This window comes from Streptomyces sp. RPT161 (assembly GCF_027533845.1).
Classification (GTDB): Bacteria; Actinomycetota; Actinomycetes; order Streptomycetales; family Streptomycetaceae; genus Streptantibioticus_A; species Streptantibioticus_A silvisoli_A.
Map to the genome: position 1 here is coordinate 73,228 of NZ_JAPZVN010000001.1, position 26,138 is coordinate 99,365.

At 69.1% G+C, this 26,138-nt stretch carries 19 protein-coding genes; 9 read left to right on the forward strand and 10 right to left on the reverse strand.

From position 1 onward, the window contains the following. Positions 1-59 precede the first annotated feature (59 nt). The 3 genes from gcvH (at position 60) to O5O46_RS00305 (ending at position 3,215) form a co-directional block, all read left to right on the forward strand. On the forward strand, positions 60-440 hold the full coding sequence (gene gcvH / locus O5O46_RS00295; RefSeq protein ID WP_269853116.1) for a glycine cleavage system protein GcvH: 381 nt from the start codon (positions 60-62) through the stop codon (positions 438-440). Positions 441-454: 14 nt separating this feature from the next. Further along, on the forward strand, positions 455-1,726 hold the full coding sequence (gene glyA / locus O5O46_RS00300) for a serine hydroxymethyltransferase (RefSeq protein ID WP_269853117.1): 1,272 nt from the start codon (positions 455-457) through the stop codon (positions 1,724-1,726). A gap of 106 nt (positions 1,727-1,832) precedes the next feature. Then, positions 1,833-3,215: an L-serine ammonia-lyase gene (locus tag O5O46_RS00305; RefSeq protein WP_269853118.1), complete on the forward strand. Its 1,383-nt coding sequence runs from the start codon at positions 1,833-1,835 to the stop codon at positions 3,213-3,215. A 435-nt stretch (positions 3,216-3,650) separates the two neighbouring features. Here the strand turns inward: O5O46_RS00305 and O5O46_RS00310 are convergent, their stop codons facing one another. The 4 genes from O5O46_RS00310 to O5O46_RS00325 all read right to left on the reverse strand — a co-directional run bounded on the left by O5O46_RS00310 (position 3,651) and on the right by O5O46_RS00325 (position 8,883). After that, positions 3,651-4,394, reverse strand: a complete 744-nt coding sequence (locus tag O5O46_RS00310; protein WP_269853119.1) for a barstar family protein — start codon at positions 4,392-4,394, stop codon at positions 3,651-3,653. A gap of 73 nt (positions 4,395-4,467) precedes the next feature. Further along, a complete protein-coding gene (locus O5O46_RS00315; RefSeq protein WP_269853120.1) occupies positions 4,468-4,620 on the reverse strand; it encodes a hypothetical protein in 153 nt (50 codons plus the stop codon). Positions 4,621-4,896: 276 nt separating this feature from the next. Beyond that, the gene (locus tag O5O46_RS00320; protein WP_269853121.1) at positions 4,897-5,388 is read right to left on the reverse strand and encodes a hypothetical protein; all 492 of its coding nucleotides are present in this window, start codon (positions 5,386-5,388) and stop codon (positions 4,897-4,899) included. 6 nt (positions 5,389-5,394) lie between these two features. Continuing rightward, a complete protein-coding gene (locus O5O46_RS00325) occupies positions 5,395-8,883 on the reverse strand; it encodes an ALF repeat-containing protein (RefSeq protein WP_269853122.1) in 3,489 nt (1,162 codons plus the stop codon). 331 nt (positions 8,884-9,214) lie between these two features. Between O5O46_RS00325 and O5O46_RS00330 the strand changes: the two genes are divergently transcribed. The 3 genes from O5O46_RS00330 (at position 9,215) to O5O46_RS00340 (ending at position 12,533) form a co-directional block, all read left to right on the forward strand. Continuing rightward, positions 9,215-9,715: a hypothetical protein gene (locus tag O5O46_RS00330; protein WP_269853123.1), complete on the forward strand. Its 501-nt coding sequence runs from the start codon at positions 9,215-9,217 to the stop codon at positions 9,713-9,715. A gap of 61 nt (positions 9,716-9,776) precedes the next feature. Further along, entirely contained in the window at positions 9,777-11,378 is a 1,602-nt protein-coding gene (locus tag O5O46_RS00335) for a S1 family peptidase (RefSeq protein ID WP_269853124.1), read from the forward strand. 264 nt (positions 11,379-11,642) lie between these two features. Beyond that, positions 11,643-12,533, forward strand: a complete 891-nt coding sequence (locus O5O46_RS00340; RefSeq protein ID WP_269853125.1) for an ALF repeat-containing protein — start codon at positions 11,643-11,645, stop codon at positions 12,531-12,533. A 237-nt stretch (positions 12,534-12,770) separates the two neighbouring features. Here O5O46_RS00340 and O5O46_RS00345 read toward each other — a convergent pair whose 3' ends face one another. The 6 genes from O5O46_RS00345 to O5O46_RS00370 all read right to left on the reverse strand — a co-directional run bounded on the left by O5O46_RS00345 (position 12,771) and on the right by O5O46_RS00370 (position 19,826). Then, the gene (locus tag O5O46_RS00345; RefSeq protein ID WP_269853126.1) at positions 12,771-13,553 is read right to left on the reverse strand and encodes a 3-hydroxybutyrate dehydrogenase; all 783 of its coding nucleotides are present in this window, start codon (positions 13,551-13,553) and stop codon (positions 12,771-12,773) included. Between the two features lie 222 nt (positions 13,554-13,775). Next, the gene (locus O5O46_RS00350) at positions 13,776-15,020 is read right to left on the reverse strand and encodes a cytochrome P450 (RefSeq protein WP_269853127.1); all 1,245 of its coding nucleotides are present in this window, start codon (positions 15,018-15,020) and stop codon (positions 13,776-13,778) included. A 422-nt stretch (positions 15,021-15,442) separates the two neighbouring features. Further along, a complete protein-coding gene (locus tag O5O46_RS00355; RefSeq protein WP_269853128.1) occupies positions 15,443-15,937 on the reverse strand; it encodes an ATP-binding protein in 495 nt (164 codons plus the stop codon). Between the two features lie 258 nt (positions 15,938-16,195). Continuing rightward, complete coding sequence (locus tag O5O46_RS00360; protein ID WP_269853129.1) at positions 16,196-16,963, reverse strand: enoyl-CoA hydratase/isomerase family protein; 768 nt, start codon at positions 16,961-16,963, stop codon at positions 16,196-16,198. Between the two features lie 78 nt (positions 16,964-17,041). After that, positions 17,042-18,271, reverse strand: a complete 1,230-nt coding sequence (locus tag O5O46_RS00365) for a L,D-transpeptidase (protein WP_269853869.1) — start codon at positions 18,269-18,271, stop codon at positions 17,042-17,044. 316 nt (positions 18,272-18,587) lie between these two features. Continuing rightward, the gene (locus tag O5O46_RS00370; RefSeq protein ID WP_269853130.1) at positions 18,588-19,826 is read right to left on the reverse strand and encodes a L,D-transpeptidase; all 1,239 of its coding nucleotides are present in this window, start codon (positions 19,824-19,826) and stop codon (positions 18,588-18,590) included. A gap of 183 nt (positions 19,827-20,009) precedes the next feature. On the opposite strand from O5O46_RS00370, the gene glgX reads away from it, so the two are divergent. From glgX to O5O46_RS00385, 3 genes are all read left to right on the forward strand, one after another. Continuing rightward, positions 20,010-22,328 (forward strand): glycogen debranching protein GlgX, encoded by a 2,319-nt coding sequence (glgX, locus tag O5O46_RS00375; protein ID WP_443072332.1) that lies wholly within the window; start codon positions 20,010-20,012, stop codon positions 22,326-22,328. 130 nt (positions 22,329-22,458) lie between these two features. After that, positions 22,459-24,201: an ABC transporter ATP-binding protein gene (locus O5O46_RS00380; protein ID WP_269853871.1), complete on the forward strand. Its 1,743-nt coding sequence runs from the start codon at positions 22,459-22,461 to the stop codon at positions 24,199-24,201. Beyond that, entirely contained in the window at positions 24,201-26,072 is a 1,872-nt protein-coding gene (locus O5O46_RS00385; RefSeq protein ID WP_269853131.1) for an ABC transporter ATP-binding protein, read from the forward strand. The genes O5O46_RS00380 and O5O46_RS00385 overlap by 1 nt, the downstream gene beginning before the upstream one ends. Positions 26,073-26,138: the final 66 nt, after the last annotated feature.

A 26,138-nucleotide genomic window follows, 5' to 3' on the forward strand; every position in this document is an offset into this window, starting at 1 on the left:
ACCCGCCCGAACGCCCACCCGCCGCATCGGCACGGCTTTACATCCGGGAGAATTCCGTCATGAGCATCAACCCCCAGGAACTGCGTTACAGCAAGGAGCACGAGTGGATCTCCGCCGCCGAGGCGGGCGTGTCCACCGTGGGCATCACCTCGCACGCCGCCGACGCGCTCGGCGATGTGGTGTTCGTCCAGCTGCCGGAGGTCGGCGACAGCGTGACCGCGGGCGAGAGCTGCGGCGAGCTGGAGTCCACCAAGTCGGTGAGCGACCTTTACGCACCGGTCAACGGCGAGGTCACCGAGGTCAACGAGGACGTGGTCAGCGACCCGTCGCTGGTCAACTCCGCCCCCTTCGAAGGCGGTTGGCTGTTCAAGGTCCGGGTCACCGAGGAGCCCGACGACCTGCTGACCGCCGACGAGTACACCGCCTTCATCAGCGGCTGACCGGGGGAGAACCGATGTCACTGATCAACAGCTCGCTGCACGAGTTCGACCCGGAGGTCGCGGCGGCCGTCGACGCCGAGCTGCGCCGTCAGCAGTCCACCCTGGAGATGATCGCGTCGGAGAACTTCGCTCCGGTCGCGGTGATGGAGGCCCAGGGTTCGGTACTGACGAACAAGTACGCCGAGGGCTACCCCGGACGCCGCTACTACGGCGGCTGCGAGCACGTCGACGTCGCCGAGCAGATCGCCATCGACCGGGTCAAGGAGCTGTTCGGCGCCGAGGCCGCCAACGTCCAGCCGCACTCGGGCGCGCAGGCCAACGCGGCGGCGATGTTCGCCCTGCTCAAGCCGGGTGACACCATCCTGGGTCTGAACCTCGCGCACGGCGGGCACCTCACCCACGGCATGAAGATCAACTTCTCCGGCAAGCTCTACAACGTGGTGCCGTACCACGTCGACGCGCAGACCAACCGGGTCGACATGGCCGAGGTGGAGCGGCTGGCCAAGGAGCACCGGCCGCAGCTGATCGTGGCGGGCTGGTCGGCGTACCCGCGCCAGCTGGACTTCGCCGCGTTCCGCCGGATCGCCGACGAGGTCGGCGCGTACCTGATGGTCGACATGGCGCACTTCGCCGGTCTGGTGGCGGCGGGGCTGCACCCGTCCCCCGTGCCGCACGCGCACGTGGTGACCACCACCACGCACAAGACCCTCGGCGGCCCGCGCGGCGGCGTGATCCTGTCCACCGCCGAGCTGGCCAAGAAGATCAACTCCGCGGTCTTCCCCGGCCAGCAGGGCGGTCCGCTGGAGCATGTGATCGCGGCCAAGGCGGTGGCGTTCAAGGCCGCGGCCACCGAGGAGTTCCGGGAGCGGCAGTCCCGTACCCTGGAGGGCGCGAAGATCCTCGCCGAGCGGCTCACCCGACCGGACGCGGTGGAGGCGGGAGTCTCGGTGCTCTCCGGCGGCACGGATGTGCACCTCGTCCTGGTCGACCTGCGCAACAGCGAGCTGGACGGCCAGCAGGCCGAGGACCGGCTGCACGAGATCGGGATCACGGTCAACCGCAACGCGGTGCCGAACGACCCGCGTCCGCCGATGGTCACCTCGGGCCTGCGGATCGGCACTCCCGCGCTGGCCACCCGTGGCTTCGGCGCGGACGAGTTCCGTGAGGTGGCGGACATCATCGCCGAGGCGCTCAAGCCGTCCTTCGACGCCGGGACGGCCGAGGGCCTCAGGGCGCGCGTGACGGCGCTCGCCACCAAGTTCCCGCTGTACCCGGGCCTGAACTAGCCCGCAGCCGGTTGACGGGGCACCGCGCACACTGGGAACAGTGCGCCGGTGCCCCGCGCCACGCACCACCCCTGCGCACCACCCGCGCGCCGACAAAGGAGTCCCATTGGCCATCTCGGTCTTCGACCTGTTCTCGGTCGGCATCGGCCCGTCCAGCTCGCACACGGTCGGCCCCATGCGCGCCGCCCGGCTGTTCGCCCTCCGGCTGAAGAACGAGGGCCTGCTGGCACACACCGTCTCGGTGCGCGCCGAACTCTTCGGTTCGCTGGGCGCCACCGGTCACGGGCACGGCACGCCGAAGGCGGTACTGCTCGGCCTTGAGGGCGACGCGCCGCGCACGGTGGACGTGGACACCGCGGACGACCGGGTGGAGCGGATCCGCACCTCCGGGCGGCTGCGGCTGCTCGACGCGCAGGAGATCGACTTCGACTTCGACCGGGACCTGATCCTGCACCGCCGCCGCTCGCTGCCGTACCACGCCAACGGCATGACGCTGTTCGCCTACGACGCCGAGGGCGCGCCGCTGCTGGAGAAGACCTACTACTCGGTCGGCGGCGGTTTCGTGGTGGACGAGGACGCGGTCGGCGAGGACCGGATCAAGCTCGACGACACTGTCCTGAAGTACCCGTTCCGCACCGGTGACGAACTGCTGCGGATGGCGCGGGAGACCGGTCTGTCGATTCCGGCGCTGATGCTGGAGAACGAGAAGGCATGGCGCACCGAGGCGGAGATCCGCGCCGGGCTGCTGGAGATCTGGCAGGTCATGCAGGACTGCGTACGCCGCGGCATGACGCGTGAGGGCATACTCCCCGGCGGCCTGAAGGTGCGCCGCAGGGCGGCGGCCGCCGCCCGCCAGCTGCGTGCCGAGGGCGACGCCGCGCCGCGGGCCATGGAGTGGGTGACGCTGTACGCGATGGCGGTCAACGAGGAGAACGCGGCGGGCGGCCGGGTGGTCACCGCCCCGACCAACGGCGCGGCGGGCATCATTCCGGCGGTGCTGCACTACTACGTCAACTTCGGGGCCGGCCACGCTTCCGAAGCAGAGAAGGAAGAGGGCGTCGTCCGCTTCCTGCTGGCGGCCGGTGCGATCGGCATGCTGTTCAAGGAGAACGCCTCGATCTCCGGCGCCGAGGTCGGCTGCCAGGGCGAGGTGGGCTCGGCCTGCTCCATGGCCGCGGGCGGCCTCGCCGAAGTCCTGGGCGGCTCCCCCGAGCAGGTGGAGAACGCCGCCGAGATCGGCATGGAGCACAACCTCGGCCTGACCTGCGACCCGGTCGGCGGCCTGGTCCAGATCCCGTGCATCGAACGCAACGGCATGGCCTCCGCCAAGGCCGTCACCGCCGCCCGCATGGCCCTACGCGGCGACGGCCGCCACCACGTCTCCCTGGACAAGGTCATCAAGACGATGAAGGAGACGGGCGCGGACATGAAGGTCAAGTACAAGGAGACGGCCCGCGGCGGGCTCGCGGTGAACGTCATCGAGTGCTGAGCGGATAGGCGTCTCAGGTGTCATGGCGGAGCTGCGAGATGGCCCAGAAGGCGTGTCTCCGCCTAGTCACCTTGGGAATGTGCCACCTGGCGCACGGAGTCAGCCCCTGTCTTACCGAGTTCTCCCATTGCTCGGCCGGTATGCGTCCTTCACGTTCCGCTCAAGGTTCTCCTCGCTGAACATCCGGTGACTCCGGATCTGCTGGTACGTGATCCTTCCGGCGGAGGACTCCGTGCGTAGCCATGACGCCGTCACTCCCAGACGCTCTGCCGCTTCAGCGAGGACGACCCAACCCACCCGTACCGGGCGAGACTTCATGGACCTGCAAAGACCCACCCATCAGGCTCGGAGAGACAACAGCGTCTCAACGATCCGTCGTCAGATCTGTGGCGCGGAGTGGGTCAGAGTGGCACTTAGTCCGCGACTGGCGACTACTCAGCAAGTAGTAACATCTACGCTAAATTCACGCATGACGTCAATTATCGAGTCCACAAAAACATGACCTAGCGGCTCTTGGGATGCTTGAAAGTTTCGCCAGACGATTGCCGCCGGAGGCCCCTCTCCGAAGCTCGAATACATGCAGTCCGCAACGGCGTCAAGGTTTGAGCCAAAGTATCCACCAGGACCATTGACCGCCTCTCCCAATGCACAGAAGAATCCCGACTTCGTAGAGATGTGCGAGCCGTCCAGATATACGACGTCGTCGACCCCGTAGCGAGCAGCCCTGCGATTCGATGTGAACCAAGAATTCTGAACCACATGCAGCCAGGAGCTCTGATAGCTCACCGGCCACCGAAGCCATTCGCCCTTCTCCAGAGCTGCGTCCGCTGCCCAGCGCCGCCAAATTTCCGCAGCTTCGGGATATTCGCAACGAGTGTCAAAGTGCCGGATTGAGACGCTCGAAATTTTGCCGTCCGCCGATTCTGCTCCCATATCGCCGTACACAACTCGACCAACCGGGTACTCTCCGATCCTCTCCCCTCGGCGGTTCACAATCTCCAGTGCCGCGTCTTCAGCTCTACGCCTGCTCTTGTTGAGATCGTGAACCCTCAGGAAGGCCACTTCCGGGAGTTCCTCTTGCGGGTCGACAAAAAAGCCTGCCACTTCTTCGGCGGTGACAAGCGTGTCTCCAGACTCTTCATCGACTACCACGTACATTGGAAAGCCCGCTTCAGTCATAATTGGCAATTTTCCAGTCACGTCGCCCCCGGCCTAATCCGGTGCAGCAACAGTCAGACACCACACCAACAGCTTAACCAGCAAAATTGCTGCTTCCATCCCAAATCAGGGAAATGAGGTGTGCTGAAACAATGCAGGTCGCCCGCCGGGCCTTGGCCGCGATCACGGATGCCTCCGCGATCAGGCCCTTCATCTGGGCGTTGTGAGTCGCGGCGAGCTGATCCATACAGTCAGCCATATATCGGCCGACCTGAAGGAAGTCATCCAACTGGTCCGCAGGACTCGACAGGCACGCAAAGCGCTCGGCTGAGAAATCCCAACCGAGCGCTTGGCTAAGCTCCTGGCCGCGGCCGCATGGTCAAAGGTATTGTCACTCCACCTTGAATTCGCCAACCGGGCGGGCTTTCTTCGGTACGGCTGCGAAGTCTCTGAATTGTACAGCTGGACCTGCTTCCGCCCTCACGTGGAGCCGCCTCCAGGCCCTTGGCGGGCCTGTCAGAGCTTACAAAAGTGCCCTGATCGCTGCCATGCCTCCCTGATCGGATACCGCAACCGCCACGTTTCCGCAGCGTACATAACGTGCTGGCTTTTGGTCGACAAAGACCAACTCAATGTGATCAGCGGTTCGAACGAAACCTATGTCCTCGACGGCCGAGACCACCGAGACGCTGTGGGTCAACGCATCCGAGCCGTGTCCTAGCCCCCACGGGGTGCGCTCGATGACCGGGGAGTGCTGCTGCGTTTTCGGCTCGGTCGGCAGGGGGCCGGTTCCCGATACCTGCCTGGGTTCCTCGATGACAACTACCTGCACGAGCATTCCGGTAGTGGGATCGACCTTCACCTCAACCTCTCCACCGTTAGAGCCCGAGATCCTTAGGTACAAAGGCGTTTCCACTGGGCGAGGCTCCCAGGTGACCTTCAACGGGATCCAAGGATCGCACTCCAAGCTCGCCTCTGAGCAAGCTATCGAATCAACTACTCGGATCATCTGCATTGCCAATCATTGTAGAGGCAGGGCGTGGATCAATGCGGGGAGTTGACCTTCGCGCCTCGGTGCACTGAATTTCAGCTCCCAGCCGCCGGCCGTGACCACCTTATCAAAGGGAATGCCCCCCTTCGAAGCGTCGCTGACCGCTGCTCGCAGGCTGTCGAGCTGCGCCTGGGTCGCCAGATCTAGCTGAGCCTTTGTCGTCCCTCGCTTGGTCATACCCGACAGGTATTCCGCGATATGTTCGGTCGCATTTGGGTGCACCCAGACGTGTACATCGTCGGCAGTTAGCTCGAAAGATTTCGGTAGACTGCTGCCGGGATAATTCGGCTGTGTTGCCTTGATCGCACCCCAGACCGTGCGTGATTCCTCGGCTGCTCCTTCGACGCCCTTGGCTATTCTCTCAACAGCCTTGATTTTGCCGATGGGGAGAACCATCATGGCGAAGGTGGCGCATTTGCCGAGGGTGGGTTGGGTGATGCAGTCCTTGAGGTCGTTGAGGCCGAGGAGTTCCCAGGTGATGGCGGTCAGGGTGGGGTCGGGTGGTGTGGTGTCGATGACGAAGTCGCCGGGGGCCAGTGCGCAGGGCAGGAGGCCTGCGATTTCGTGGTTGGGGCTGGGGATGCAGCGCCGGGGCTGCTTGGCTGCTTGGGCCTTGCGTGCCTCTTCCGCCTTGCGTCGTGCTTCGGCTTCTTCGGCGCGGCGCTTGTCCATCGTGCTCTGCCACGCCTGGGAGGCCAGGGTCTCGGCGTCGTTGGCGCTCTTACCTGCCGCTTGTGCGGAGGTGCGGGCGTCGTCGGCGGCTTCATTGGCTTGCGCGGCGGAGGTGCGTGCGTAGTTGGCGTTGAAGGAGGCCTGGGCAGCGGAGTCGGTGGCGGCGTCGGCGTCGCGGTCGGCGGCGTCGGCCGCGTTGCGCGCGGTGGCAGCTGACTTCGAAGCCTGTGCCGCGGAGTTCTCCGCGCTGGTGGCGGCAACGTCGGCGTCGTGGGCATAACCCTGGGCCTGTTTCGCCGAGTTGGCTGCCTGGGCGGCGGCCTTCTGGGCGTCGGTTGCGGACTTGTGGGCGTCGGCTGCGGCCTTGGCGGCGAGCCAGCTGTTCTGCCGGGCCTTGGCCGCGATCACGGATGCCTGCGCGATCAGGCCCTTCATCTGGGCGTTGTGAGTCGCGGCGAGCTGGTCCTTGCGATCGGCCATGTACTGACCGACCTGGAGGAAGTCGTCCAGTTGGTCGGCCGGACCCGACAGGGCGATCTTGGCCGCTGCCTTCACTTCCGGTCCGCCGTCGTTGACCAGTTTGGAGGCGGCGACGCGTTCGTCGTCGTTTCGGGCGACGTACTGGCCGTTGGCGATGAAGGCGGCCAGGGTTTTGGGCTCGTTGCTTGCCAGGGCGGCCTTGGAGGCTTCCTTGACGCCGGGCCCGCCGGTGTTGTTGATCTGGGAGACCTTCACCCGCAGGTCATCGTTGGCCACGGTGTACTGGCCGGTGGTGTAGAAGTCGGCAACCTGCTGGTCACCGCCCTTCAAGGCATCGACCGCAGCGGTGCGTACCGCCTCGTAGGGGCTTTGGGTGGTGAGCTCGAAGACCTTCTGGCGGGTGTCCTGCGCCTTGGCGTTCTGCCAGCCGGTGCGCAGGTAGTCGAGGACGTCGTTGTCGGTGCCGGACAAGGTTCGGGTGGCCGCTTCCTGACTGAAAGGGCCGAGTTCCTTCAAGGCTTTGAGAGCCAGTTGGCGTCCCTGGGTCGCCAGAGCTTTGGTGTCCGGGTTGGGCTTGGCGGCTTGGGTGGCCAGTGTTTGGGCGGTGTCGTCCAGGCCGCGGGCTTCGCTCAGGGCGGCGGCGGCGTCAGAGGTGGCCTGGTCGTCCTGGTCCTTTTGTGAACGGGCGCGTTCGATGGCGGCGTTGGTGCGTGTGGTGAGGTCTTCTGCCTCGCTCTTGCGAGCGATGTCGAACACCTTCTTTGCGGTCGCAGCAGCCTGCTCGGCGGTGTCGGCGGCCTTCTTGGCGGCGTCAGCATGCTGGTCGGCCTGCTTGGCCGCGTCCGCGGCCTGACCGGCGTGCTTGGCAGCGTCCTCGGCCGCGTCCGCGGCCTTGTTCGCGTGATCGGCGGCCGAATTGGCCGCATCGCGTGCCGCGTAGGCCGCGTCCGCGGACTCGTCCGCCAGCGCCTGGGCGGCATTGGCCGCCCGGTTGGCCTCCGCCGCGTGCCGACGCGTCTCCGCAGCCGCCTGCGCGGCCTCGTTGGAGTGGACCCCGGCCGCATCGGCGGCGACGTTCGCCTCATCCGCCGCATCGGCGGCGGCATTGGCGTCGGCGCCTGCGGACAGGGAGTCCGCCGCGGCGGCCTTGGCTGCCCGGGAGGCATCTCCGGCCGCCTGGGCGGCCCGCGCGGAGGTGGCAGCGAGCGCTGCCGCCTTACGGGCGGTGGCCGCGGCGTTCTTGGCTTCCGCCGCCTTCCCGGCATCACCGGCCGCAGCGGCTGCGGCATCGTAAGCCCGCGAGGCGGCGTCAGCTGCGGCCACCGCAGCGGCGGCGGTCTGCGCGGCAGCCATTGCCGCGACGCGCGCCGACTGGTTCGCCGCGTTCGCCGCACCGATCGCCTCTTGCGCCGCATCGGCGGCGGCCCGCGCGGCGGCCGCCGCCTGCCCGGCCTTGGCCGCCGCCCGCTCGGAGTCGCTCTTGGCCGCCTTCGTCTCCTTGGCCGCCCGCTGCGCATCCTCCTTGGCCAAAGCCGAAGCCGCCTTGGCGCGGGCGGAGGCCGCCTTGGCGGCATCGGTGGCGGCCTGAGCCCGCACCCCGGCCTTCTGTGCCTGGTCGACGAGTTGGTCGATGGTGGCGTGTTCCTGGTCCTTGTTGCGGGCCACGAACTGCCCGACCTCCAAGAACTCCACCACATCATCCGGGGTGCCCTGCAAGGCCAGCTTGCCGGCCGCCTTCACCGCCGGCCCACCATCGTTGATGATCTTGGAGACCTCGACCCGATTATCGGTCTCACGCGCCTGGTACTGGCCGGCCTTCAAGAACTGGGCGACGTCGTCCGGACTGCCCTTCAGGGCCGCCATACCTGCCTGCTTGACTCCGGGGCCGCCAAAGTTGATGACCCGTGATGCCTCCACCCGCTGGTCCTCCTGCAGCGGGGCTTTCCAGCCGTCGATGAGGAAGGTACGCAGTTGGTCCGGGGTGCCATTGAGGGCGTTCTTGGCGGCTTCCCGCACTGCGGTGCCACCCACGTTGAAGATGCGGCTGGCGTCGACGCGGTCGTCATCGTTTTGAATGCTGTCCTTGTCGGCGAGGAACTTCTTGACGTCCTCGCCCGAGCCCACCAGGGCTTTCTCCGCCGCCGCCCTGATTCCCGGGCCACCGTTCTGCCACAGGTCAACGACCAAAGCGCGGTCGGATATCCCGTACGAGTCCTCGTCGTCCGCGGCGGCTGGGCTGGCGCCCAGGAGACTGGCAGCGAGCGTGATCGGCAGCAGGGTGGCGCACGCACCGCGCAGGCCAGGCATGCGTCCGTAGGTTCCCGTTGCCGTGTTCTTGGATGGCGCTCCTGGTGAGCGCGCTGGCCGTTTCACAGGCCCATCCCCCCTGAGAAATATATGAGTTCGGTCCTAGCTCGGCACACATGCGGGTGCGGCTGGTCGAGCCGTGCACCTCGTCGTGGCATGTGGGCGCACTGGCCAATGGGCCGTCATTTGCGGCTAGGCGCAGTGCTTGCGATGTGTACCGGTAGCATCCTTACACAGGCATTACATAGGAAGTTCACAGACGCTTCACTGTTGTGCCGGTACTACCATGAGGAAGGAAAACACCGTGCTACCCACTGGCAGACGGCTCGTCATGACGGGCGTTGCCGGGGCGCTGGCCATCAGCGCCGCAGTTGCGACCCTGACCACCGCGCAGGCCGCCCAACCCGACCCCACCCCGGCCCCGCCCGTCTCCCCCACGGCCTCTTCCGCCGATGACGCGATGCCCTCAGCCGTGGAGGACTTCGCCTATCCGGGAGCGGCGAAGATCTTCCAGGACAAGCAGATCCTCCTCAAGCGGGGTGACGGCCACATCCTGCTGACCGACTGCAAGTCCCCGCACGCGATCATGGTGGAGTCGCGGACCGCTCAGAAGCAGTTCTGCTTCGCGGTCAGTGGCAAGCAGGGTGAGCTGACCCTCGAGTTGCCCGATGCCTACGGCATCTGGACCCAGGACCATCCCGTCGAGGCCACGGTCAAAAGCGATGACAAGGAAACCGTCGTAGAAGCCGGGAAGAACGACTACCAGCCCTTCGGCGAGTCCGGCACCAGCGGAAAGCGCGCCGTCCTCGTCGAGTTGCGCGTCACCGGCTGAACCCGCCCCTCCTTACGCCAGTTCGCCCCTTCGGCAACCTCCATTTCTGAAAGACGCACACATGCCTGGCAGACGTCCACGTGCCGCGTGGATCACCGCACTTGTCACCACCACCGCCGCCGCGACGGTCGGGCTGCTCACCGGGACGGCAGCCCATGCCGTGGTAGGTGACCCGGCCCAGGACGGCGCCTACCCGTACCTGGCGAAGCTGGACATCACCATGGGCGACGCGAAGCGCTCGTGTACCGGCACTGTCGTGGACGACCAGTGGATCCTCACCGCGAGCAGTTGCTTCGCCGACGACCCCCAGCAAGGCTCCACAGTCGCGGCCGGGGCACCGAAGGGGAAGACCACCGCGACCATCGGCCGCACCGACCTGACCGGCACCACCGGCGCCGTCGTCGATGTCACACAGCTGGTGCCACGCCCCGACCGCGACCTGGTCATGGCCCGCCTGGCCAAACCCGTCACCGGCATACCCGCCCTCGCCATCACCTCCACCGCCCCGGCAGGAGGCGACGAACTCACCGCTGTCGGCTACGGCCGCACCAAGGACGAGTGGGTACCCAACCGCCCCCACACCGGCGCCTTCACCATCGACGCCCCGCAGAACACCACCCTCGCCATCAACGCCAAGCCCGGCACCCAGGCAGCCCTGTGCAAGGGCGACACCGGCGCACCCCTGCTCCGCCAAACCAGCAGTGGAGGCCCCGAGTTGGCCGCAGTGGCCACCCGCTCCTGGCAAGGCGGCTGCCTCGACTCACCAGAGACCCGCACCGCGGCACTGGCCACCCGGGTCGACGATCTGGCCGCCTGGATCCAACAGATCCGCTACTCCAGCACCTTCGCCAAAGCGCCCTGGAAGTACGCCCAGCAGATGACCGCCGGTTACTACACCGGTGGCTCGGCAGGCGGCACCCGCCACATGGACCTCATCGTCCAATGGATCGACGGCGAAGTGACCCTCTACCAGGGCGCCGACGGCAACGATCCGGCACGGCCCTTCGCGGCCGAGTACCGCCTGGCACCGTCGAAGGGCGCATGGGCCAAGGCCGTCTCCATCGACAGCGCCAACTTCACCGGTGGCAACACCGACGGCCTGATCGTGCGCTGGGACGACGGGAAACTCACCCAGTACACCACCGTCGACGCCCACGGCTTCCACGGCGAGAAGCAACTCGCCGCGCCCAACGCCACGTGGAAGAACGCCCGGCAGATGACCGTTGGCCGCTACACCCCCGGCGGGCGCCGTGACGACCTGGTCGTGGTCTGGAAGGACGGAGAGACCTCCCTCTACACCGATCTCGCCGCCAATGGCGTCAAGCGCGAGACGCAGCTGGCCAAGCCCAACACCACCTGGACCTACGCCGACCAGATCACCTCAGGCGAGTTCGCCGGCAAAACCACCGGTGACCTACTCGTGCGATGGAAGGACGGCGAGACCACCATCTACCCCGGCCTGACCACCAAGGGCCTACCCGGCGAGATGAAAATCGAGAAGGCCAAATCCGCCTGGGCCAACGCCACCGTCGTCGCCGCAGGCGCCTTCACCACCAACACCGTCCCCAACGATGTCCTCGTCCGCTGGAACACCGGCCGCCTCACCCTCTACCCCGGCGTCGACGCCACCGGTCTCCACGACGAGATCCCCCTAGCGCCCTAACGCGGCAGTGCAGCACGGGCAGGGATCGTTCCCTGACCCACCCGGCACGCGGGGTAACCGCCGTAGCGCCACGCCCGGCGGCGTCTCGTTGTCGTCTCCGCCGCAGGGCGTGGTCCGCCCCTCTCCCCTTCCTTCTGGTCGCCGCACCCGACCGGCCGCATGGCCCCGCCCCTGCGCCGACAGCCCCGACGCTCCCCGGCAGCAGACGCCGACGATCCAGGAAACGCACGTGCCTCAACGCACGGAAAGGCATCCGAATCGCATATGAAGAAGCTGATCATCACCGCTGCGGCCGCTGTGGCACCGGCCGTCGGCCTCTCCTCGCCAGCCCTCGCGACGCCCCACACCCCGCCAGCCCGCACCATCCCCGACAGCCACCCGACCGGTGCGCCCGCCGCGCCGAGTGCGTCGCCGCTCACCACCCCGGCAACCCCGCCCGTCACCCAGACTGCGATCAACACTCCGCCAGGAGCGATCACCTCCCCGGATGAGGACCGGGTCGCGATCGAGAAGATCCTCGCGGCCCCGAACACCAGGAAGTACCTGCGCGAGGCCGCCCAGCATGCGCTAAACGGCACCGCGGCCGACATGCGGCACTTCCTGGAGACCGGCCAGTACGTCGCGCGGGACAACGACGACCGCATCCGCACGGCCCAGATCATCAGCGTGGGCGGACCAGCAGTGAGCAGAGCCGGCGACCTTGCGCTCAGCAGCGGCGACCGCGAAAAGATCCGCTACTTCCTCGAAGTCGGCCAGTACCAAGCCCGCGATGAGGACAATCGAGCTCGCGTCCGTCAGATCATCGGTGCTAATACCGCTAGCTCCAACATGAAGGCGGCGGGCCAGGCGGCGTTGCGGGGCACCGCCCAGGACGTGCAGTACTTCCTGGACGTCGAACAGGACAACATCCGCTTCCAAGATGATCGGGTACGTATCGCCCGTATCCTGAGCGGCCCCGTCGGTCCCGCACTGATGAAGGCTGGGCAAAAGGCTTTGGACAGCGACAACCCCGAGATCATCCGTGCCTTCCTCGATGTCGGGCAGTACCAGGCCCGAGCGGCCGACGAAGCCCACGCACACGCCCACCACAAAGCCAAGCCCACTTCGTCCCCGCATCGCAGCAGCGGCAAGCACGCCAAACCCGCGACCAGGTAACGCGGAGAGGCTCCTTTCGAAACGGCTCTGACCGTGGTCCCCTTCCCCTCCCCAGCTGAGGGGCGGGATGGGGGACCACCGCCTGGGCTCCAACGTCCACGGCGGCCTGTGCATCGCCCAGCTACCGAGCGCTGATCGCGCTCGCCCGCCGCGCGGCCGTGTGCGCCGCCGACTGCGCGGGCACGACGGCGAGTTGGGAGTAGAGCCGCCGACTGCGCGGGCGCGGGGGCGAGTTGGTCAGTGGGCGGTCCAGCCGCCGTCCAACGGCAGGGACGCGCCGGTGATGTGGGCGGCGTGCGCGGTGCACAGCCACAGTGCGGTCTGGGCGACGTCCTCGGGCTCGATCAGCCGCTTGATCGCGGTGCGCTCCAGCAGCACGCGCTCGACGACCTCGGCCTCCGGGATGCCGTGCGCGGTGGCCTGGGCGTTGATCTGCTGCTCCACCAACGGGGTTCGTACGTAACCGGGGTTGACGCAGTTGCTGGTGACGCCGTGTGCCGCGCCTTCCAGCGCCACCACCTTGCTGAGCCCCTCCAGGGCGTGCTTCGCGGCGACGTAGGCGGCCTTGTACGGGCTGGCCCGCAGACCGTGCACCGAGGAGATGTTGACCACGCGGCCCCAGCCGCGTCCGTACATGTGCGGCAGGGTGCGGTGGAGGATGCGGAACGGCGTCTCCACCATCACCCGTTGCATGAGCGCGAAGCGCTCCGGCGGGAAGTCCTGGAGCGGCGCGACATGTTGTGACCCGGCGTTGTTGACGACGATGTCGGCGTCGTCCGGGAGGGTGTCGACCACGTCGGGGTCGGCGAGGTCGACGACGTGGGCGGTGCCGCCGGTCTCGTCCGCGACCAGCCTGGCCGCCTCCCCGGCCCGGTCCACGACATGGACCCGGGCCCCGGCGGCCGCGAACGCGATCGCGCAGGCCCGGCCGATGCCGCTGGCGGCCCCGGTGACCAGCGCGGTGCGCCCGGCCAGGAAGCGGTCACCGACCGTCGGGCGGGGGCTTTGCGGAGTCTCCATGGCCCGACACTACGGCGTGGCGTCACGGGCCGTCAGGTGCCCGGACCATGTGTTCGGCGGCGCGCCTGGGTACATGCGGTGGATGTCCGTACATGCGGTGGATGTCCGTCCGCCGCCCGAACCGTGTTCGGTGGCAACCGAGTTGGCATCCGCCGCGACCCGTCGCCGCGGACCGCGAACCACCCTCAGGGTGTGGGCTGGACGGCTCGTCCAGCCCCCGTCTCACGGTGTAGGCCGCGCCTCCTGCGTCCCGTCCACGGCCACCGGCAGGTGTCGTGGCCCCCGCAGGATGGGACTGCGGCGATACGGAGGCGGGTCCTCCAGCAGGCGGGGGTTGCGGAGTCTTTGGGACAGCTCGGTCAGCGCCATCTGGGCTTCCAGCCGGGCCAGCGGGGCGCCGAAGCACAGGTGGATACCGCCGCCGAAACCGAGGTGCTGGTTGTCCTGGCGGTCCGGGTCGAAGCGGTCGGGATCGGGGAACCGGCGCGGGTCGCGGTTGCCGGAAGCCAGGGCCAGCCAGACGGGGGCGCCCGCAGGGATGACGGTTCCGGCGATTTCGATGTCGGCCAACGCGACGCGTTGCGGCAGGATTTGCACCGGCGGCTCGTAGCGCAGCAGTTCCTCCACCAGCGGTACCGCCAGGTCCGGTTCCTTCGCCAGCCGTTCGAGGTGCTGCGGCTGGCGCAGCAGGGTGAGCATGCCGTTGGTGATGAGGTTGACGGTGGTCTCGTGCCCGGCGATCAGCAGCAGTACGGCGGTGGTGATCTGTTCGATCGGCGACATCCGCCCGTCCGGGCCCTGGTCGGTGGCGAGTGCCGAGAGCATGTCGTCGCCCGGGTTTCGGCGGCGCTGGTCGATGAGTCCGCCGAGGTATCCGCCGAGTTCGACCCGGGCCCGCTGGGCGGTGCGCTGCCGCTCGGTGAAGTCCTGGCCGGGAGTGAGGTCCAGGCCGCCCACGATGTCGTCGGCCCAGTCGTGGAAGCGCGGCTCGTCCTCGCGCGGGACGCCCAGCAGCCGGCAGATCACCGTGACCGGAAACGGATAGGCGACGTCGTCCACCAGGTCGAACCGCTCCTTGCCGTGCAGTTCGTCGATGACGTCGGTGACGATCCGCAGCAGTTCGCCGCGCATGCCGTGGATGCGGCGCGGGTTGTGCGGTGGGCCGAAGGCGCGCATCGCCAGGCGGCGCATCCGGTCGTGCTCGGGGGGATCGAGCCGGATGAAGGAGGGCGGCAGTCCGGCCTCCTCTTCCTCGGTCAGCCGGCCCCGCCGGTCGGCGAGGTTGCGCGGATCGGAGCTGAGCCGTGGGTCGTGCAGCAGACCGCTGATCTCGTAGTAGGTGCCGACGAGGTAGGTGCCGTCGTCCTGGCGGGCCACCGGGGTGCTGCGCAGCTCGGCGTAGAACGGATACGGGTCGGCGCGGTTGGCGTAGTCGGTGATCTGCTGGAGCAAGGTGCCGGACGTCATGGAGCGGCCTCCCGCGGTCCGGGGCGTCGGCCACCCCGGAGCCGTTGCGCACAATTGGTAATGGTTCATCACGATACGTGGCAGTCATGGGCGCCGCCCGGTGAACCGCCGCCATCCGCAACGAGTGCCGCATATCGATTCAGGGCCATGCAAGGTCATTACTGGCGCGTAGCCACCACTTTCAAGGGTGGTGGCGCGTATCACCTTCAATTCGATCGGTGGTACACCCGATATGGCCTTAGTGCCGGAAATGCCCGCTTGTCTCCCCCGCGCCCTCCGTGCGAAAGTCGTGGCAACGACCCCCATTGACCCGGGCTCGGTCGTGCCAAGTGCGCCGTGGACCACACCCCCCCCTTGCTCCCCGGCGCCACGAAGAAGCCCCCATCGCGTCCGCAACCCGGCGCAGGGGGCTTCTCGCATCTTCAGCGCTCGACCACGCGCTTCTCGAACCAGGTGGTCTTGCCGCGCGGCAGCAGATCCACCCCCCAGCGGTCGGAGAGCTTGTCGACCAGGAACAGCCCGCGCCCGCTTATGTCCAGCTCGCGGACCGGCAGCAGACAGGGCAGCGCCCGCGACGGATCACGCACCTCGATCCGGATCCAGCCCCGGCGGCGCAGCATCCGCAACCCGAAGGTGCGGGCACCGGTGTGCCGCACGGCGTTGCCCACCAGCTCCGAGACCAGCAGCTCGCAGTCCTCACCGAGGTGCGGTAGCGACCACAGCCGTAGTACCGCCAGGGTGAGCCGGCGCGCGGTGGACGCGGACTCCGGGCGCGAGGTGAGCCGCACCTCGTCCAGTGATGGGTTGCCGAGCAGCACCAGAGTGCTGGCGTCGTACCGGTCCTGCGGCATCGCCGCCCATGCCGCCGCGGCACTGCTCGACCGCTGTGCCTGCTCAGATCCTCCCCGACCCGCCATGCGTTCATCATGGCCGTCCAGGCACCGGTTCGGGCCGGAACCGGGGGAATTGGACCCGTCGCAAGGATGGTTCCCAGCCACCTCGAAGGCATATGCCCGAGGCAGTGACACCCCCACCACAACCCTGGCCACCTGCGGTGATCGGCACCGGACCGAGGGTGACGAACCGTCGCGGACCAGACTCCCTTAAGGCTCTCTTAAGGTGGCCTTAAGCAGCCTTCCGCCGCCGGCCGTCACCCACACGGCCGTGGGTCCGGCTCAGCCGAACTTGGCCTTGCCCGGCCCCTCCTCGACGAAACTGCGCATGCCGATCTCCCGGTCCTGGGTCGCGAACAGCCCGGCGAACAGGCCGCGTTCAACGGCCAGGCCGGTCTCCAGATCCGTCTCCAGACCGCTGTCGACGGCCTCCTTGGCGGCGCGCAGCGCGAGCGCCGGTCCCTTGGCGAGCTTCGCCGCCCAGGCGTGCGCCTCCTCGTAGACCTTCTCGGCCGGAACCACCCGGTCGACCAGGCCGATGGTCAGCGCTTCCTCGGCGGTGACCATCCGGCCGGTGAAGATCAGGTCCTTGGCCTTGGCCGGACCGACCAGGCGGGCCAGCCGCTGGGTGCCGCCCGCGCCCGGAATCAGGCCGAGCAGGATCTCCGGCTGGCCGAGCTTGGCGTTCTCCGCCGCGATCCGCACGTCGGCGCACAGCGCCAACTCGCAGCCGCCACCGAGCGCGTAACCGGTCACGGCGGCCACCACGGGCTTGGGGATACGGGCCACGGCGGTGAACGAGTCCTGCAGTGCCCGGGCCCGCACCGCCATGTCCTCGTACCCCATGGCCTGCATTTCCTTGATGTCCGCGCCGGCCGCGAACACCTTCTCACCGCCCCACACGACGACGGCCCGTACGTCGTCGCGGCGGGCGGCCTCGTGCGCGACCTCGCGCAGCCGGTCCTGGGTGGCGACGTCCAGCGCGTTCATCGGCGGGCGGTCCAGACGGATGACGCCGACGCCGTCGGCGGCCTCAAGGTGAACAGTCATGGCCGCACGGTAGCGCCCGCCTACGGGAAACGGCCCGCCGGGGCGGGCCGTTCACGGTAGGTCACCGAGGCGGTCCGCTCACTGACCGGCGGTCCACTGCGACCACGGCATGTTCCAGCCGTTGAAGCCGTTGTCCGGCGCCACCGTCTTGTCGTTGGAGTTCTTGACGACCACCACGTCGCCGATCATCGAGTGGTCGTAGAACCAGGCGGCCGGTGTGCCGTTGTCGCCACCGCCGCGGATGTCGTGCAGACCGACGCAGCCGTGGCTGGTGTTCTCACTGCCGAACACCGAGGGGTCGCCCCAGTAGTTGCCGTGGATGAACGTCCCGGACTGGCTGAGCCGCATCGCGTGCGGCACGTCCTTGATGTCGTACTCGCCGCCGAAGCCGACGGTCGAGCCGTCCATCCGGGTCACCGGGTCCTTCTCGCTGATCACCATCTGCCCGTTGTACGTGGTGTGTTCGGGCGCGCCCGCGGAGATCGGAATGGTCTTGATGGTCCTGCCGTCCTGCGTCACGGTCATCTCGTGCGAGGCGGCGTCCACGTAACTGACCTGGTTGCGGCCGATGGTGAAGTGCACGTCCTTGGACTGCGAGCCGTACACCCCGGACGCGGCCTGCACGCCGTTGAGCCGCAGGCTCAGGGTCACCTTGGTGCCGGGCGCCCAGTACTTCTCCGGGCGGAAGTCGATGCGCTGGTTGCCGAACCAGTGGCCGACGACGGGCACGGACGGGGAGGCGGTCACCTTGATGCCGTTCTGCACGGCCTTGATGTCGTCGATCGGCCGGTTGAAACTGATCGAGACCTCGGTGCCGACGCCCACCGTGGAGCCGTCGTCGGGCGTGAAGAAGCCGATGAAGTTGTCCTTGGGGACGACCGTGGTGAACGTGGCGTGCTTGGCCGATTCACGACCCTGCGCGTCCTTGGCGATGGCGTCCACCGTGTACTTGGTGGAGGTGCTGAGGTTGCTGTCCGGCACCCAGCTGGCGCCGTCCGCCGAGATCCTGCCCGCGACCGCGGTGCCCTTGGCGTCCTTGACCGCGACCTGGATCAGCTTGCCCTGGGCCGCGGATATCTTCAGCGCCCCGCTGGTGGCGACATCGGTCGCGCCGTCCTTCGGCGCCACGTTCACCACGGCCTGCGAAGCCTGCTTGTCGGATCCGGAACCGCCCTTGCCCTGGCTGGAATCGTGGCCACCGCACGCGGTCGCCAGCAGCAGCACCGCGCCCAGCGCACCGGCCAGCAGACCCCGCCTGGCGCCCGACGCCGCCCCCGCGGTCCGCCGGGCCTTCGGCTGATGTGACAGCAACTCGTCTCTCCCCTCGCGCGACCGTCCGCTTCCACCGCCGGGCACGCCGTCATGGCCCGCCCCGGTAGCGATCCTGCCCGGTCGAACTCGCACTGATCCCCCGTGTATGCGCCGAGATGCTCTGACCGCACCTGAACAGGCGCCATCCACGCTCGTCGATAGATAACCACACTGTTGATGGTCACCAAGCCACGGAATTGTCACCGTTCCGTCCCAGTCCGCCGCTAACCGCCCGCAACTGGGTAGAGTAGGGCGGCCGTTCGGCCCGGCCCCTGGGCCGCGGGACGAACGTGTCAGGCGTCGACGGGCATGTTCAGGGCGAGGCCGACGCCATGGCGGCCGCGGAACCCGCGAGCCACTGCGCCCACGTCAGGTTCCAGCCACTGAGCCCGTTGTCCGGCGCGACGGTCGCGTCATGCGCGTTGATCACCTGGACCACGTCGCCCACCAGCGAACTGCCGAAGAACCAGCCGGCCGGGGTCTGGGCGCCGCCGCCCTTGACGTCGTACAGCCCGACGCAGCCGTGACTGGTGTTCGCGGTGCCGAACGTCTCCTTCGGCGACCAGTAGTTGCCGTGCACGAAGGTGCCGGACTGGGTGAGCCGCATCGCGTGCGGCACGTCGGGGATGTTGTACTCCCCGCCGTAGCCGACGGTGTCCCCGTTCATCCGGGTCACCGGCAGCTTCTCGGAGATCACCATCTTCCCGGCGTACGTGGCGTGTTCTGGGCTGCCGGTGCTCACCGGCAGGGTGCGCACCACCACCCCGTCCCGGCGCACGGTCATGGTGTGCGCCTCGGCGTCCACCACGCTGGTCTGGTCGCGGCCGACGGTGAAGACCACGTCCTTGAACTGGCTGCCGTAGACGCCGGGCGCGCCCTGTACGTCGCGCAGCCGCAGCCGCAGGTCGACCTTGGTGCCGGGGGTCCAGTAGCGCTCCGGCCGGAAGTCGAGTCGCTGGGCGCCGAACCAGTGCGGCGCCACCTGGACGGCGGGCTGGGCGATGACGGAGACCGCCCGCTCCACGGCGGCGCGGTCGGCGACCGGGCGGTTGAAGGTGAGCGAAACGATCATGCCGGTGCCCACGGTGGCGCCCGTCTCCGGCGTGTAGAACGCGATGAGCCGGTGCTGCGGCACCAAGGTGGTGAACTCGGCGTGCTTGGCGGCCCGCCGCCCCCCGGAGTCCTCGGCGAGCGCGTCCACCGTGTACCTGGTCTCCAGCGCCAGCTTGCCGGTCGGGTGCCAGGAGTGCCCGCCGGAGTCGGTCCGGCCCGGCACCTGGGCTCCGGTGGCGTCGGCCACCTTGACCTGGGTGAGCACCCCGCCGTCCACCGTCACCCCCAGCACGCCGGTGGGCGGTACCCCGGAGGCGCCGTCCTCGGGGGTGATCCGGATGGTGGCCTGGGAGACCGCCGGTGCGCCGGAACCCGCCCCGCGCCCGTCCCCGGCCGCGCCACCGCTGCCCCCGCCGGAGCCGCCGGTGCACCCGGCCAGCACGACCGCACCGGCCAGTACGCATCCGGCGACCGATCCCGTGCCCGGCAGTCTTCGCACCACCCGGCGTACCCACGCAACCACTGCACTCGTCACGCCGGGGTCAACGACTTCCGGGACTACGGGTTCCGTGAGTACGGCGCCTTAACCGGGAATGACACCATGAAGCCACAACGGAGAACGGAACCGCGCGCGGTACGGGACGCCGCCGCACGGTCCCGTGGAGCCGCGGGAGGCCGCCACGTGTCGAGCGCACCCGAACCAGACCAGGCCGCCGCCGCGCCCGGCGGGACCGCCGACGGCGACGGCCACCGTTCCTCGACCACCACACTGGCCGACCCGCGACCCACCACCCGGACGGCGCAACCGGCCGCCGAGGACGCGGCGGCCGTCCAGCGGCTTCCTGACGCCCCGCCACGCCCGGTGTGGCCCGGTGCCCCGGAACCCCTCGGCGCGCGCTTCCACACCGGGCCCGACGGCGCTCAGGGCACCAACTTCGCACTGTGGGCGGGCGGCGCGGAGGCCGTGGAGCTGTGCCTGTTCGACGCCGAAGGGACCGAGGCCCGGTTGCCGCTGACCGAGCTGACGCACGAGGTGTGGCACGGCTTCGTCCCAGGGGTGCGCCCCGGCCAGGCGTACGGCTACCGGGTGCACGGCCGCTGGGACCCGTGGACCGGCGCGCGCTGGAACCCGGCGAAGCTGCTGCTGGACCCGTACGCCCGGGCCGTGGACGGCGAGTTCGCGCTGCCGCCGGAGGTCTACGGGCACGTACGGGACTGGCCGGACCGCGCCGTCGCCGACACCGTGCGGGACAACCGCGACTCGGCCCCGTTCGTGCCCAAGGGCGTCGTGGTGGACGACGGCGACGACTGGGAGGACGACCGCCGCCCCAAGACGCCGTGGTCCGACACGGTCATCTACGAGCTGCACGTCCGCGGCTTCACCATGCGCCATCCAGGGATACCGCCGGAACTGCGCGGCAGCTACGCCGGGTTGGCGCACCCGGCGGCCATCGAGCACCTGACGGAGCTGGGCGTGACCGCGGTCGAGCTGCTGCCGGTCCACCAGTTCGCGCACGAGGACCATCTGCTGCGCCGGAACCTGCGCAACTACTGGGGCTACAACTCCATCGGCTACTTCGCGCCGCACGCCGCATACAGTTCCTCGGGCACCCGCGGCCAGCAGGTGGGCGAGTTCAAGCGGATGGTGCGCGCGCTGCACGCCGCGGGCATCGAGGTCATCCTCGACGTGGTCTACAACCACACCGCCGAAGGCGGCGAGTTGGGGCCGACGCTGTCGTTGCGCGGCATCGACAACCGGGGCTACTACCGGCTGGGCGGCGACCCGCGCGGCTACGCGGACTACACCGGCTGCGGCAACACCCTGCACGTTGTGCAGCCGCAGGTGCTGCGGCTGATCACCGACTCGCTGCGGTACTGGGTGACGGAGATGGGGGTCGACGGCTTCCGCTTCGACCTGGCGGCGGCACTGGCCCGCAGCATGCACGACGTCGACATGCTCTCGCCGTTCCTCGCGGTGATCGCGCAGGACCCGGTGCTGCGCCGGGTCAAGCTGATCGCCGAGCCGTGGGACATCGGCTCCGGCGGCTACCAGGTGGGCGCCTTCCCACCGCTGTGGACCGAGTGGAACGACCGCTACCGGGACGCGGTGCGCGACTTCTGGCGGGGCGCGAGCGGCGACCTGGCCGATCTCGGGTACCGGCTGTCCGGCTCCAGCGACCTGTACGCGTGGAGCGGCCGCCACCCGTACGCCTCGGTCAACTTCGTCACGGCGCACGACGGTTTCACCCTGCGCGACCTGGTCTCCTACGACCGCAAGCACAACGAGGCCAACGGCGAGGACAACCGGGACGGTTCGAACGACAACCGCTCCTGGAACTGCGGCGCGGAAGGCGAGACCGACTCCGAGTCGGTACTGGCGCTGCGGCAGCGGCAGTTGCGCAACCTGCTGGGCACCCTGCTGCTGTCCACCGGGGTGCCGATGCTGGTCGCGGGCGACGAGATGGGCCGCACGCAGGGCGGTAACAACAACGCGTACTGCCAGGACAACGAGGTCGGCTGGGTGGACTGGTCGCTGCTCGAAGAGCCGCGGTGGCGCGACCTGTTCGAGCTGGCCGCGCGGTTGGTCAGGCTGCGCCGGAACCACCCGGTGCTGCGCCGCCGGGCGTTCTTCTCCGGGCTGCCGCAGGACTCCGGCGGGCTGCGGGACCTGGCCTGGTTCACTCCGCGCGGCGCGGAGATGACCGAGGCGGACTGGTTCGCCCCCGCCGCCACGCTTGGCATGTATCTGTCGGGCAGGGACATTCCCCAGCGGGACCCCACCGGTCGCCGTGTCGACGACGACAGCTTCCTCACCGTGCTGCACGCCGCGGACACCCCGATCGGCTTCACGCTGCCCGGGCCGCCGTGGGCGCGGCATTACGAGGTACTGGTCGACACCTCGCGGACGGCGGACGCCCCGGGGCCGCGACGGCACCGCGCGGGCGCCGCGATCACCGTTGCGGAGCGCTCCCTGATGCTGCTGCGGGCCGAACACCGCTGAAACCCGATGGGCGTTGTCGGTGGTCGCCTCTAGTCTCTGAACCGTGGCAGAGACGGAGGGGACGGCCATGGGGGACGAAAAGGGCGGGGCGGGGCATGCCCGCCAGAGCGCCGGGGGGCGGCGGTCCGCGGTGCGCTCACTGCTGCGGCTGTGGCCGTACGCACGGCCGGTCGCGCCACGGCTGTTCGGGTCCATGGCGGTGGCGGTCACCGCGTCGTGCATGGCCCTGCTGATCCCGCTGGTGCTCAAGTGGACGGTGGACGGGCCGGTCGCGCACAGGGATCCGCGCGGGGTCTGGCTGGGCGGCGGCCTGGTGCTGCTGCTCGGACTGCTGGAGGCGGGCCTGTTCGGGGTGCGCCGCTGGCTGATCGCGCGGCCGATGGCGGGACTTGAGGCACGGATGCGCGCCGACCTCTACCGACATCTGCAACGGCTGCCGGTGGCCTTCCACGACCGTTGGGGATCGGGCCAGTTGCTCTCCCGCGGCACCAACGACCTGCAGGTCCTGCGGATGTTCCTGTCCTTCCCGCTGGTCTTCCTGGTCGTCAACTCCAGCACGATCGTGGTGGGGTTCGCGATCCTGTTCGCCCAGCAGTGGACACTGGGACTGATCCCGCTGGTGCCCGCGGTGCCGCTGATGGTGCTGTGCACGTACTTCATGAGCCGTTACTCGCTGGCGTCGCGCCGTGCCCAGGACCAGATCGGCGATCTGACCACGCTGGTCGAGGAGTCGGTGCTGGGCATCCGGATCATCAAGGCGTTCGGTCGGCATCGCAGCCAGGCCGAGGCGTTCCGCCGCGCCGCGCACGCGCTGCGCGGCACCGAACTGCGCAAGGCCCGGCTGCTGGCCGATGTGTGGATGCTGGTGACGGCGGTGCCGGACGTGGCGCTCGGGGTGGCCCTGGTGGTCGGCGCCGTACAGGTGTCCGACGGCAAGCTGTCGGCGGGCACGCTGGTGGCCTTCCTGTCCACGGCGCTGGCGCTGCGGTGGCCCATCGAGTCACTGGGCTGGCTGCTGTCCATGAGCAACGAGTCGGCCACCGCGGCCGACCGGTACTTCGAGGTGATGGACACCGAACTGCCGCCGGACCACACGTCCGCGCCGGAGACCGGCAGCCGGGCCGACGACGGGATCCGCTTCACCGGGGTGCGGTTCCGCTACCCGGACGCCCCGGACGGCACCCCGGACCTGCTGACCGGGGTCGACCTGCACATACCCACCGGCCAGACCATGGCACTGGTCGGCGCCACGGGCTCCGGCAAGACCTCGCTCACCGCGCTCATTCCCCGGCTGTACGAGGCGACCGGCGGCCGCATCACGCTGGACGGCGTGGACGCCGCGCGGCTGCCCAAGGAGCGGTTGCGCGCCATGGTCTCCACGGCCTTCGAGGAGCCGACGCTGTTCTCCGCGAGCGTCCGGGAGAACGTGCTGATGGGTGCGCCGCAGGCCGGAGAGGCCGAGTTGCGGCGGGCGTTGGAGACCGCGCAGTGCGGATTCGTGGACGAGTTGCCGCAGGGCGTGGACACCCAGGTCGGCGAACAGGGGCTGAGCCTGTCCGGCGGCCAGCGGCAGCGGTTGGCACTGGCCCGCGCCGTGGTGGGCCGCCCGCGCTTCCTGGTGCTGGACGATCCGCTGTCCGCGCTGGACGTGCACACCGAGGCGCTGGTGGAGGGCGCGCTGAGAGAGGTGCTGGCTACCACCACCGCGCTGGTGGTCGCCCACCGGCCGTCCACCGTGCTGCTCGCCGACCGGGTCGCGCTGCTGTCCGGCGGACGCATCACGGCCGTCGGCACCCATCACCAACTTCTGGCCGAATGCCTGGAGTACCGCCAGCTGATGTCCGGCGACACCGACGAGAGGAGCGCAGCCTGATGACCACCCTCGCCGACTCGTCAGTGGACCAAAGCCCCGGCCAGGAGCCGGACCGGCCCACGCCCGCGCCTCCGGAGCGCGACAGCTACGACCGCGATGTGCTGCCCGCGCCCAAGGGCGCGTCCCGCGCGCTGCTACGGGAGTTGGTGCGCCCCTACCGGGCGCGGGTCTGGCTGGCCGCCGTGGTGCTGGTCGTACAGCAGGCGGCGGTGCAGGCCGGTCCGCTGATCGTGGCGTACGCCATCGACCGGGCGATCCCCGCGCTGCGCGGCCACGACCGGGGGCCGCTGATCGCCACCGCCGTGGGATACGTCGGCTGCGCACTGCTGGGAGGAACGCTGCAGCGGGCGTTCATCCGGCTGTCGGGGGTACTCAGCCAGGACGTGCTGCTGGACCTGCGCGGCCGGATCTTCCGGCATGCCCAGGCGCTCGGCCTGGACTTCCACGAGCGCTACACCTCCGGACGGATCATCGCCCGGGCCACCTCCGACGTGGAGGCGTTCCGCGAACTGCTCACCGACGGCCTGCAGGAACTGCTCGACGTGGGCCTGGCGGTGCTCTACATCGGCCTGGTGCTGCTCTGGCTCGACTGGGGCCTCGGCCTGTTCGCGCTGGCCACCGCGCTGCCGCTGGTGTGGACGACCAGGTCCTTCAACCGCCGCTCGCAGCAGGCGTACTCCCGGCGTTCGGCCGCGACCGCCAGCGTGATCGTGCGGTTCACCGAGACCATGAACGGGATCCGGCCGGTGCAGGCGTTCCGCCGGGAGCGGGCCAACGAGGCCCGGTTCGCGGAGCTGAACCGCGTCCATGAGAGGGCCAACGGCGACGCGATCCTGGAGATGGGCCGGTTCAACGTCTCGTCCTGGCTGATCGCCAACACCTCGGTGGCTCTGGTGGTGCTCTGGGGCGCCTATCGAGTGGCGTCCGGCTCACTGGAGTTGGGGGTGCTCGCCGCCTTCGTGCTGTATCTGCGGCGGCTGTACGCGCCCATTGATCCACTGGGCATGTTCCTCAACTCCTGGCAGGCCGCGGCGGCTTCACTGGAGAAGATCGCCGGGCTGCTGGCGCAGCGGCCGTCGGTGGCGGAGCCCGCGCGGCCCAGGGAGCTTCCGGCGAAGAACGGCGACCGTCCCGGCCGGGCGGTGACGTTCGAGGGGGTGCGGTTCGCCTACCGGTCCGGAGGCGAGGTGCTGCCGCGCTTCGATCTGGCGATACCCGCGGGCCAGACGGTGGCACTGGTCGGCGCGACCGGGGCGGGCAAGTCCACGCTGGCGAAGCTGTTGTGCCGGTTCTACGACCCGACGGAGGGCCGGGTCACCCTCGACGGAGTGGACCTCCGGGAGCTGTCCACAGCGCAGTTGCGGCGCGGGGTGGTGATGGTGACCCAGGAGTCGTTCCTGTTCTCCGGCACGGTCGCGGAGAACATCGCGCTGGGCGACCCGGACGCGACCCCGGCGCAGATCGAGGCCGCGGCCAAGGCTATCGGCGCGCATGACTTCATCGCCGCGCTGCCGGACGGCTACGACACGGATGTCCGCAAGCGTGGTGGCCGAATATCCGCCGGACAGCGCCAGTTGGTGGCGTTCGCCCGTGCGCTGCTCGCCGATCCGGCGGTGCTGATACTGGACGAGGCGACCTCGTCACTGGACGTCCCCGGTGAACGCGCGGTGCAGCAGGCCATGGCGACGGTGCTGCACGGCCGCACGGCGCTGATCATCGCGCACCGCCTGTCCACGGTGGAGATCGCCGACCGCGTCCTGGTCCTGGAGGACGGCCGCGTCATCGAGGACGGCACGCCGTCCCAACTCATCGCCGCCAGCGGCAACTTCGCACACCTGCACCAGGCCTGGCGGGACAGCCTGGTGAGCTGACCCCGCCCACCCACGACAGAACCAGAAAGGGTGGGTGGGCGGGGAACAACCGCCAGGCCGCAGCCG